At 67.7% G+C, this 9,001-nt stretch carries 12 protein-coding genes; 5 read left to right on the top strand and 7 right to left on the bottom strand.

What is annotated here, in order from left to right:
* Window positions 1-20: 20 nt before the first annotated feature.
* On the bottom strand, window positions 21-563 hold the full coding sequence (locus tag OHB24_RS08255; RefSeq protein ID WP_327638361.1) for a GNAT family N-acetyltransferase: 543 nt from the start codon (window positions 561-563) through the stop codon (window positions 21-23).
* A 52-nt stretch (window positions 564-615) separates the two neighbouring features.
* Complete coding sequence (locus OHB24_RS08250) at window positions 616-975, bottom strand: YciI family protein (protein ID WP_327638360.1); 360 nt, start codon at window positions 973-975, stop codon at window positions 616-618.
* A 129-nt stretch (window positions 976-1,104) separates the two neighbouring features.
* Here OHB24_RS08250 and OHB24_RS08245 point away from each other — a divergent pair, with 129 nt between their 5' ends.
* Window positions 1,105-1,659: a GNAT family N-acetyltransferase gene (locus tag OHB24_RS08245; RefSeq protein WP_327638359.1), complete on the top strand. Its 555-nt coding sequence runs from the start codon at window positions 1,105-1,107 to the stop codon at window positions 1,657-1,659.
* Window positions 1,656-2,276: a hypothetical protein gene (locus tag OHB24_RS08240; RefSeq protein WP_327638358.1), complete on the top strand. Its 621-nt coding sequence runs from the start codon at window positions 1,656-1,658 to the stop codon at window positions 2,274-2,276. The genes OHB24_RS08245 and OHB24_RS08240 overlap by 4 nt, the downstream gene beginning before the upstream one ends.
* Here OHB24_RS08240 and OHB24_RS08235 read toward each other — a convergent pair.
* Window positions 2,239-2,709, bottom strand: coding sequence for an NUDIX hydrolase (locus OHB24_RS08235; RefSeq protein WP_327638357.1), 471 nt, complete (start codon window positions 2,707-2,709; stop codon window positions 2,239-2,241). The genes OHB24_RS08240 and OHB24_RS08235 overlap by 38 nt on opposite strands.
* 60 nt (window positions 2,710-2,769) lie before the next feature.
* On the opposite strand from OHB24_RS08235, the gene OHB24_RS08230 reads away from it, so the two are divergent.
* Window positions 2,770-3,351, top strand: coding sequence for a mycothiol transferase (locus OHB24_RS08230; protein WP_327638354.1), 582 nt, complete (start codon window positions 2,770-2,772; stop codon window positions 3,349-3,351).
* Between the two features lie 98 nt (window positions 3,352-3,449).
* Here the strand turns inward: OHB24_RS08230 and OHB24_RS08225 are convergent, their stop codons facing one another.
* The 4 genes from OHB24_RS08225 to OHB24_RS08210 all read right to left on the bottom strand — a co-directional run bounded on the left by OHB24_RS08225 (window position 3,450) and on the right by OHB24_RS08210 (window position 7,882).
* Window positions 3,450-5,342, bottom strand: a complete 1,893-nt coding sequence (locus OHB24_RS08225; RefSeq protein WP_327638353.1) for a heparinase II/III domain-containing protein — start codon at window positions 5,340-5,342, stop codon at window positions 3,450-3,452.
* A 293-nt stretch (window positions 5,343-5,635) separates the two neighbouring features.
* Entirely contained in the window at window positions 5,636-6,391 is a 756-nt protein-coding gene (locus OHB24_RS08220; protein WP_327638352.1) for a hypothetical protein, read from the bottom strand.
* Between the two features lie 55 nt (window positions 6,392-6,446).
* Window positions 6,447-7,283, bottom strand: a complete 837-nt coding sequence (locus tag OHB24_RS08215; RefSeq protein ID WP_327638351.1) for a GDSL-type esterase/lipase family protein — start codon at window positions 7,281-7,283, stop codon at window positions 6,447-6,449.
* A 224-nt stretch (window positions 7,284-7,507) separates the two neighbouring features.
* Window positions 7,508-7,882, bottom strand: coding sequence for a VOC family protein (locus OHB24_RS08210; RefSeq protein ID WP_327638350.1), 375 nt, complete (start codon window positions 7,880-7,882; stop codon window positions 7,508-7,510).
* 120 nt (window positions 7,883-8,002) lie between these two features.
* Here OHB24_RS08210 and OHB24_RS08205 point away from each other — a divergent pair, with 120 nt between their 5' ends.
* Both OHB24_RS08205 and OHB24_RS08200 read left to right on the top strand, forming a co-directional pair.
* Window positions 8,003-8,413 carry a VOC family protein gene (locus OHB24_RS08205; RefSeq protein WP_327638349.1) on the top strand — a complete coding sequence of 137 codons (411 nt, stop codon included), beginning with the start codon at window positions 8,003-8,005 and terminating at the stop codon, window positions 8,411-8,413.
* Window positions 8,414-8,476: 63 nt separating this feature from the next.
* The gene (locus OHB24_RS08200) at window positions 8,477-9,001 is read left to right on the top strand and encodes a DinB family protein (RefSeq protein WP_327638348.1); all 525 of its coding nucleotides are present in this window, start codon (window positions 8,477-8,479) and stop codon (window positions 8,999-9,001) included.

The raw sequence follows: 9,001 nt of genomic DNA, 5'->3' as shown, positions 1-9,001 counted from the left end.
GGTCCTCGCGTCCTGGGGTTTCAGTTGGTGGGGGTCCAGAGGCCCAGCCATTGTTCGGCGTCCCAGGCGTTGTAGCGGTGGGTCTCGGTGAAGCCGAGTTTGGTTGCGAGGCGCATGGAGGCGTGGTTGGCGGACTGGGTGGTTAGGGCTACTGGCTCGCCGGGGTGGGTGGTGGTGAACCAGGTGAGTGCGGCGGTGCAGGCTTCGGTGGCGTAGCCGTGGCCCCAGGAGGACGGGAGGAAGAGGTAGCCGAGTTCGACTGCCGCGAGGTCCGGGCGGACCTGGTCGGGGTGGTTCGGGTCGCGTTGGTCGAGGGTGACGGTGCCGATCGTCGCTCCGTCGAGGGCGACGACGAACAGGCCGGTACGGCGGCGTGGTACTTCCGGCATTGTGCGCTCGAGGTCGTCGCGGGACTGCGCGCCGCCGATGTACGTGCCGACCTCGGGAGAGGCGAGCAGCTCGATGATCGCCGTACGATCGCGCGCCTCGGGCTCGCGCAACACGAGGCGCTCGGTCTTGATCGGATCGGGCGGCCAGGCAACGGATTCGAGCTCGCTCTTCATCGCCGCCACCCTAGCCGCCCTGCGCGCCCCGCGATCCCGCACGAACCGGACCTCACTCCACGAGATCGGGGTCGTACATGAATTTGCGGACGTCTTGGGGGCAGCGGCAGGCCGCCGCGATCTTTCTGGCCCAGGTGAGGGCCTCTTCGCGGGTTGGGACGTCGACGACCATCATGCCGCCGACGAGTTCCTTGCTCTCCGGGTACGGGCCGTCGGTCACCAGCCCGTCGGTGCCGACCACCGCGTGCTCCACGTCGCCGTCGTCGTAGCTCAATCCGCCGCCGAACCGGAACACGCCGGCGTCCTTCGCCTCCTGACACACCGCGTGAGAGGCCTTGCCCACCTCGGGGAAGTCCTCCTCGGGGATGTGGTCCATCGCGCCCTTCTCGAACGAGATCAGGTATCGCGGCATCTCATCGCTCCTTGTCTCGACGACCTCCTGCGGCCGCCGCTCACCCCTGCTACGAACGGCGGGTCCCCGATCCGACAGCACGTCTGCAAACCAGTCAACCAGGCCCGCGGTGCGTGGTTGAATGCCCCGATGGAAGCGCACCCGGTTGACGAGGCGCGGTGGGACGACCTGGTCGAGCTGTTCGGGCCGAGTGGTGGGACGCGGGGCTGCTGGTGCATGGCCCGCCGGCTGCCCGCGTCATCCGTCGCCGCGAACGGGAGCGCCGAGAACCGCGCCGCACTTGAGGGTTTCGTGGAGGCTGGTGTCCCGGTCGGGCTCATCGGGTACGTCGACCATCGCCCAGCGATCTGGTGCGCCGTAGCCCCGCGGACGGAGTACTACGCGATCGTGCACTCGCGGACACTGCCGATCGACGAGCCGGACGACGAGACGATCTGGGCGATCAACTGCCTGTTCGTGAAGGCTGGGTACCGTGGGCGAGGGCTGACGTCCCCGATGGTCGACGCGGCCGTCGAGTACGCGCGAAGCTCGGGTGCGCGGATCGTCGAGGCCTACCCGGTGAAGGCGATGCCCGGTGATCCCGGCCGTGGCGTACTCAGCACATTCCTCGCCGCGGGCTTCACGACGTACGCCGAGGACCGTACGTCGGCCAAACGCAACGTCGTCGTACGCCGGACCCTATGAACGCCCAAGCCCAAGCCCAAGAGCGCGCCGCCCGCGCCGACGCCCGCCTGCACACGGCGCACGAGCTGATGCGGGACCTCGACCTGATCCAGCGATGGAGTGCGTACGGCGAGGTGACCGTCGTCGGCTCGGTCGGGATCGAGCTCGTCGTGGCCCCGGACATCGATCTGGAGATCCGCTCCGAGGAGCCCCGCGTCGCGGACGGGTTCGCCGTGATGAGCGTCCTGGCGGAGCTCCCACAGGTACGCCGGATCACGTATCTCGACGCGCGCGACCGCCACGAGCAGGGGCAGTACTGGAAGCTCGAATACGAAACGCCCGACGACATGTGGACCGTCGACATGTGGGTGTTCGGCCCCGAGGCCCTAGGCGGCGGACCGCTGACCGCCGCACTCCAACAACTTCTGACCCCGGCCAGCCGCGACACGATCCTCGCGATCAAAGAGGAGGCCGCGACCCGAGGCGAGCGTGCATACGGCTACTGGCTATACCAGGCGGTCCTCGACGGCGGCGCCACGTCGTACGACGAATACCGCGACTGGCTCGGCGACCGCAACGTCTACGAGCGCACTGGCTGGCTCACTGATCCCAGCTCCACGTCTCCCCGTACAAAGTGAATCCCCAGTCCCGCCCGCGGATGCCGTACGCCAGGTAGTCGACCGCGGGTACGGCGATCGGCGGGTACGGCATCTTGCTCAGCCGCAGTACGGCGTCCTCGACCGGGACCCACTGAACCTCCATCACCGAACCGTCCGGATCGTCGACCGCGAACGCGGGATCGCTTACGTCCACGACGTAGTTCCACGACCGCGACGTCACGCGACCGTCAGCTGTCGTCCGCGTCGTCCACACCAGCTCGAGATCTCCCGCCGCGGCAACCAGTCCCGACTCTTCGCGCAGCTCGCGCACCGCGCCGTCCGCCGGAGTCTCACCGTCCTCGACGGCCCCGCTCGGCAGGTTCCAGTACGGCGCGTCCCAGGCCTCGTACCGCTCCCGGACCACCGCGACCATCCCGTCGTACCTTGCGATCACGCCCGCGTATCGCTGCATGCGGGCGAGTATTGCAGGTTCCGGAAGGGGAGCGTCCGGAATCGGATCTACCGTGCTGCCATGAGTGAAAGCGCGTGGGTGTCGCCGTGGTGGGAGCCGCCGTTGGCGGGGAGTGATGTCGAGCATCTGGTCGGGGCACTGGACCGGTTGCGGACGACGTTCCGGTACAAGGTCGACGAGCTCGACGCGGACGGGCTGAACACCCGGATCGGGGCGTCGTCGATCACGCTCGGCGGGTTGATGAAGCATCTCGCCGCGAACGAGGACTACATGTTCGACGTGAAGTTCCGGGGCAAGCCGATGAGCGGGCCGTGGCTCGAGAACGGCTGGCGGGACGACAACGACTGGGAGTTCAACTCCGCGGTCGACAACACGCCGGCCGAGCTGTACGCGCTGTGGGACGGCGCGGTCGCGCGATCCCGGGAGACGCTGACGGCGGCGATCGCTGACGGCGGGCTCGACCAGCCGGCCGACATCACCTGGCCGGACGGGCGGCACGCCAGCCTCCGCCGCCTGGTCTGCGACCTGATAGAGGAGTACGGCCGCCACACGGGCCACGCCGACCTGATCCGCGAGGCCGTCGACGGCCGCGTCGGCGAGGACCCGCCCAGCGACTGGAAGCCGGTAGGCCCCAAAGCCTGAAGCGGACCGCCAGCACTACACAATGCGCACCGGCGACCGCGGCTCACGCTCAGCGCGTGCCGCAGACGGCAATTGTGTAGTGCTGGCGGTCCGCGAACTCACTTGATCCGCTGCATCGTCCCGTCCGCTGCGATGCCGATCACGGTGGTCACGCCGTCGACGGTCAGGTTCACGATCATCCGCGAGCCCTGCATCGACGTTGTGTACGACACCGTGGCGTTGGTGCGGGTCGGCGCGATCACGGACAGGATGCTCGCGTTCTGCCCGGACCGGTTGAACTTCACCACCGGCGACGGCAGGCGCTTGTCGATCGTCGTGTAGTGCCAGCCCTGGATCGGGTCCTGCTGACCGGTCGTCACCTCGATCGGCGTCGTCTCCTCCTGGAACGGGATCTGCAGCAGCGTCGTCTTCACCTTGTCACCCGGCCGCGCGGCCACCGCCCGGTCGTTGCCGCTGACAACCACCTTCTGGTCGTCCGGCAGATGCCACAGCGTCGAGTACTCCTGCTCCGCAGCCGACGAACCGCGATCCAGCACCACCATCAGGTCGGGATCCTTCAGCACCAGCACGTCCCGCGTCCGGTCGATCCCGGCCCCCGGCGAGTCGTGCAGCTCGTAGAACTCCGACGTCGCCTTGATCGACGACCGCACCAGCTTGGTCTCCGGGTGCCCGGTCGCCGACTTCACGACCATCTCGTTGTGCGCGAACTGACTCTTCGCCCAGAACCGCCAGTCGTCCACCTTGTACCCGGCGTGCCCGCCGTCGATCAGGATGTCCCGCCCGCGCGAGGTGTACGTGATCGACGTGTGGTCGTTGTGTCCGTGCAGTTTCTGCGACGGCCCGAACCTGATGCTGTACGTCGATTCCTGCGTGAACGGCCGCTTCTCGCCCCAACCGGTCCGTCCGAAGATGTACCCGGCGTCGAAGATCCCGATCCGCTGTGTCGGCCGGATCCCGTGGGCGCCGAGCGTACCGGCGTACTCGAGGACCGTCCCGGCGACGGGCACCGTGCGCACCACCTCGGAGTCGCCGAGTTGCGGGAGGTTCCCGAGCGAGTTGGTCGCCAGCGCGAGCCACTTCGCGAGTTCCCGCCGGCGCGCGGTGATCGTCGTACCGGGGTCGACGCCGCACTTACGCAGTACGTCGATCGCCCGTCCCCAGAGCACGTAGTTGAACTGCGCGTACGCCGTCGACTGCTCGTTGGTCGAACCCTGCGTGTCGATCGACGTCTTGATCGCACTCGTCAGCCGGTCGGATGCGATCGTCTTCAGATCGTTGCGCTGCAGCGTGCACCCGATCCCGAACAACGCCAGGCTCTCGTCGGTGCCGTGGTTCCAGTCGCCGCTGTAGTTCTTCTGCAGGAACCACGCGTGCTCCATCAGCGCCTTGTCCAGCCATGCGTACGTCAACGGCAGTTGCGCCACGTGCAGCCCCGACAGCACCGCCTGCCGCAGGCAGATCAGGACGTTGGTGCGGTGCATCGTCGACTCGTAGGCGCCGACGTCGGACTTCCACGAGTACGGGTTGTCCTTGACCCAGTCGTGCGTGATCGTGCTGACCCGCTGCAGCGCGGCCTTGTCACCGGCCGCGGCGGCGGTGATTCCTTGCCCCAGCCAACGAAGCGAGTGCAGCCACATGTACCAGCTGGGGTTGTTGGCCGGGTTCATCCGCCAGTTGATGTTCCCCTTGCCGTCACCGACCTTGGTCGGCGGCGTCGTACCCCATTTGAAGGTGTCCTTGTAGAGGTTGGCCACCGGGTTCGCGCGGTCGATCCCGCTGTACGCCGGGCACGTGTAGACGTTCTGCCGCGCCGGCGCAGGTGGTGGGGTCGGCGGCTCGGGCGTGTGGCTCGTGGTCGGATCCGGCGCGGCCTCCGGCTCGGAGCCGCCCCACGGGATCATCAGTACGGCACCCAGTACGGCGACGCTGGCGAGCAACGCGATCGTGAGTCGTAGCGTCGTACTGGACGTGCGCAGATGTCTCGCAGGCATCGTTGGTCCTCCCCACATGCCCGAGGGCATGACTATTCTGGCCTAGACCTGAATTCGGGGAGGGCGATCCCGGTGACAGAGTCGAGTGGTTGTGTCGGTGAGTACTTCAGAAACGCGGAGCGAGTGGTCGAAGGTTGCACCCGGCATCAGTTCTGCCGGTCAGCTCCTGTCAGGTACGTCGCCATCGGTTCCCCCCGAGGTCAAATTGTTTCCTCTACCTCATAGATGCCGTGAGTGGTCCGAAAAGTTGCGCGGATCGGCGACTTCGGTTCCGGTTGCCCGGAAGGGCAGCGTCAGTCGGGCCGGATCGCCTGCAGAATCAGGGCGTTCCGCGCGTTCTGGCCGGCCGGTACGGTGGTGTGTCGGCCGTCACGCAGGTCGGTGTGCAACCTCTCGGGATGTGCCGCGAGGAACTCGGCCCACCGGACGATCCGCAGGTTCGGATGCTGTAGTGCTGCCTGCGCCAGTTGCAGGTCGATCCACTCGCTGTTGCGTTGATCGGCGACCTGGACCGCGGTCGGCTCGTCGGTCCGGGAGACCTGTACGTCGACCCAGTACACGGTTCGTTGCGGGCCGGCGATCCGGAGCGCGCGCTCGACCTGTGCCGCGAACGCCGGCGGGTCGAAGATGTCGTTGGATCCGACCGCCATCACGATCCGCCGCGGGAGGCCGTACTCGCGGGCCCAGGCCGCCATCGCGTCGACCGCGGCGGACGTCGGCTGGCCGGCCCAGCTGTACTGCGCGAACGACGTACCCAGTTGGTGCCCGAGGAGCCGGCCGAGGGCTGCGCCGTCCTGTACGGCGATGCTGTCTCCGAAGAGCACCACGCCGTCGGACGCGACGACGTGGCGGACCTCCGCGCTGCTCGAGATCACGCGGGTGTTCGCCTGCCAGGATCCGAGCGCGCCGGATCCGTAGGCGCCCGAGCTGACGACCGGTGCCGTGGCCTTCGCGTGCGCGGTCGGCGCTTCGAGATGCAGCAGCGCCAGGAGGAACGCGGTCAGGACCACGATGACGGCGGCCGAGGCCGACCAGCGTTTGATGAACATGCCTACCTCCTCAGCTCTGTTCACGCGGAAGCCGGCCCCGAGGTTGGCACGCCGGTCAGCGATTTCGGACGGCGTCCGCGATCAGTTCGTTGCGGGCGGCTCCGCCGATCGGCTGACTCGTGTGGACGCCGTCGCGCAGGTACTGCGCCGGGCGGCTCGGCTGGGACGTGAGGAACCCGGACCAGTCGATGATCCGCAGGTTCGGGTGCCGGAACGCCGCGTCCTGCAGTTGCTGGTTGATCCATGCGCTGTTGGCGAGATCGGCTTCCCGTACGGCGGCCGGCTGCTTGGTGCGGCTCACGTACACGTTCACCCAGTACACCGTCCGGTCCGGGCCGGCGATCCGCAGCGCGCGCTCGACCTGTGCCGCGAACGCGGGCGGGTCGAAGATGTCGTTCGTACCGGCCGCCATCACGATCCGCCGCGGCAGACCGTAGCTACGCGACCACTCTTCGAGGGCGTCGACCGCCGCCGACGCCGACTGCCCGGACCAGTCGTGGAAGGCGATCGAGTCGCCAGTGCGATCCGCCAGCAACCGCTCGAGCGCGGCGCTGTCCTGGACGGCGATGCTGTCGCCGAACATGAAGACCCCGTCGAACGCGAGCACCTCGCGGATCTGGTCCTCGGGACTGATCCGGTGGATCAGCTTCTGCCACGGGCCGAGCGTGCCCGATCCGTAGCGCCCCGGCCCGCTCGACGGGACGCTGTACGACCCGCCGACCGTGGTGTCGGCGCTCGTCGACCGCGGATCGAGTACGACGAGCACGCCGCCGAGCAACGCCACCACGAGCAGCGTCACGACGATCGCGACGACCGACCCCAGGAACGCCCGCACCGCGGACGGTTTCCTGTGATGCGCATGACCTGGTTGTTCCCCCACCTGCTGCAACATCCCGACGCCCCCCAGCCTCCGTCGTCTTGTCCCTACATAGACATGACGCGGTGACCCCCGATTTCGCTGCATGCTCCTACCCCCCAACACCCCGGAGCGAACCCCCCGGTTCCCCAGACCAGGATCCCCGAAGACCCAAACCCTGAATAGATTCAGGCCATCCCCCGTGATCGCGGGTGACGGGACGTGGGCGTTCGATCACGCGACGTACTGCGCGGAGAAGCTCAGCCCGCGCGCTCCGCCTCGCTGCGTTCGACGCAGAACTCGTTGCCCTCGAGGTCCTTCATCGTGACCCAGCCGCGTCCGTCCGGGACCCGGTGGTCCTCGTGGATCGTGCCGCCGAGCGTCAGGATCCGCTCGACCTCCTGGTCCCGCGTACGCTCCGTCGGGCCCCAGTCGAGGTGCACCCGGTTCTTCACGGCCTTTCCTTCCGGGACCGCGATGAACAGCAGCCCGGGAGCCGGCGCCGGCGCCTGGATCAGTACTTCGTCGTCTCCCGGCACGTCTCCGTCGGCCACCGGCCAGCCGGTCACGGTACTCCAGAACTGCGCGAGCTTGTAGGGGTCTCCGGCATCGATCGTGATGTGTCGCAGCAACATGCCCAGACCTTAACTGGACAGAGGGTTTCAAGGGGTCGCGAACTGTCGGCGGCCGGGTCTACTGTGCGGGACATGGGCGCCGGGCCAGAGGGTCTGGCCGTTTGGGGGAAGGACAGTTCGATGGCATCTCGGCTCAATCCGTACATCCAGTTCGACGGCGACGCACGCGCGGCGATGGAGTTCTACCAGGGGGTCTTCGGCGGAGATCTGTCCTCGAACACCTTCAAGGAGTTCGGCGCCGGCCACGGACCGGACGACGACGAGAAGCTGATGCACAGCCAGTTGGAGACCCCGAGCGGGTTCACCCTGATGGCAGCCGACACGCCGCAGGGCATGCCGTACAACCCGGGCGAGAACATCGCGATCAGCCTCAGCGGCGAAGGCGACGAGCTGCGCGGCTACTACGAGAAGCTGTCCGCCGACGGCGGCAAGGTGACGGTCCCGCTGGAGAAGCAGATGTGGGGCGACGAGTTCGGCATGGTCACCGACAGGTTCGGCATCAACTGGATGGTCAACATCGCCGCGAGCTGACCCCGGCCTCCCCGGGGAAATTAGGTGTCCCCGGGGAGCGTCGCGCGGCTACCTTGGTTCGGTATGGGACTCAACGACGTGCTGTACGACCCGATCCGGCACAACAACTGGGCCACTGGGAGCCTGATCAGGTTCTGCCTCGCCCAGAACCTCACCGCTGAGCAGCTCGAGATCACCGGCGTCGGTACGTACGGCGGCATTCTCGCGACCCTCGACCACATCGTCCGCTGCGACGGTAGCTACCTGCGCCGGATCGTCGACCGGCCGATCGACTTCGTCGACGGCGAACCGGCAACCGACCTGGAAACGCTCGGTCGCTGGAATGCCGACCTGGGTGCGCTGTGGGAGGTGTTCCTGACGCAGCCGTTCGACGTCGAGCGCGTGATCATCGTCGACGACAACACCCGCGGCACCCGCGCCGGCATCTTCGTCGCCCAGGCGATCAACCACGCCAACCACCACCGCGAACAGGTCTGCGCCATCCTGACCGGCATGGGCATCGAGCCTCCCGACATCCAGGCCTGGGAATACGCCTGGGAGACCGAGCGCATCTGGGACCTTCCGGCCGCGGCCGCCGCGGCGGAGTAG

Origin of the sequence: Kribbella sp. NBC_00482, from assembly GCF_036013725.1 — a bacterium.
GTDB lineage: Bacteria > Actinomycetota > Actinomycetes > Propionibacteriales > Kribbellaceae > Kribbella.
The sequence above is the reverse complement of the archived record's forward strand: the minus strand, read 5'-3'. Positions and strand labels throughout refer to the sequence as shown.

Bases quoted from the DNA above. Each gene is read 5' to 3' on its own strand.
- OHB24_RS08215 (WP_327638351.1), bottom strand. From the start codon at position 7,283: ATGTTGCAGCAGGTGGGGGAACAACCAGGTCATGCGCATCACAGGAAA.
- OHB24_RS08210 (WP_327638350.1), bottom strand. From the start codon at position 7,882: ATGTTGCTGCGACACATCACGATCGATGCCGGAGACCCCTACAAGCTC.
- OHB24_RS08205 (WP_327638349.1), top strand. From the start codon at position 8,003: ATGGCATCTCGGCTCAATCCGTACATCCAGTTCGACGGCGACGCACGC.
- OHB24_RS08235 (WP_327638357.1), bottom strand. From the start codon at position 2,709: ATGCAGCGATACGCGGGCGTGATCGCAAGGTACGACGGGATGGTCGCG.
- OHB24_RS08255 (WP_327638361.1), bottom strand. From the start codon at position 563: ATGAAGAGCGAGCTCGAATCCGTTGCCTGGCCGCCCGATCCGATCAAG.
- OHB24_RS08250 (WP_327638360.1), bottom strand. From the start codon at position 975: ATGCCGCGATACCTGATCTCGTTCGAGAAGGGCGCGATGGACCACATC.
- OHB24_RS08245 (WP_327638359.1), top strand. From the start codon at position 1,105: ATGGAAGCGCACCCGGTTGACGAGGCGCGGTGGGACGACCTGGTCGAG.
- OHB24_RS08225 (WP_327638353.1), bottom strand. From the start codon at position 5,342: ATGCCTGCGAGACATCTGCGCACGTCCAGTACGACGCTACGACTCACG.
- OHB24_RS08200 (WP_327638348.1), top strand. From the start codon at position 8,477: ATGGGACTCAACGACGTGCTGTACGACCCGATCCGGCACAACAACTGG.
- OHB24_RS08220 (WP_327638352.1), bottom strand. From the start codon at position 6,391: ATGTTCATCAAACGCTGGTCGGCCTCGGCCGCCGTCATCGTGGTCCTG.
- OHB24_RS08230 (WP_327638354.1), top strand. From the start codon at position 2,770: ATGAGTGAAAGCGCGTGGGTGTCGCCGTGGTGGGAGCCGCCGTTGGCG.
- OHB24_RS08240 (WP_327638358.1), top strand. From the start codon at position 1,656: ATGAACGCCCAAGCCCAAGCCCAAGAGCGCGCCGCCCGCGCCGACGCC.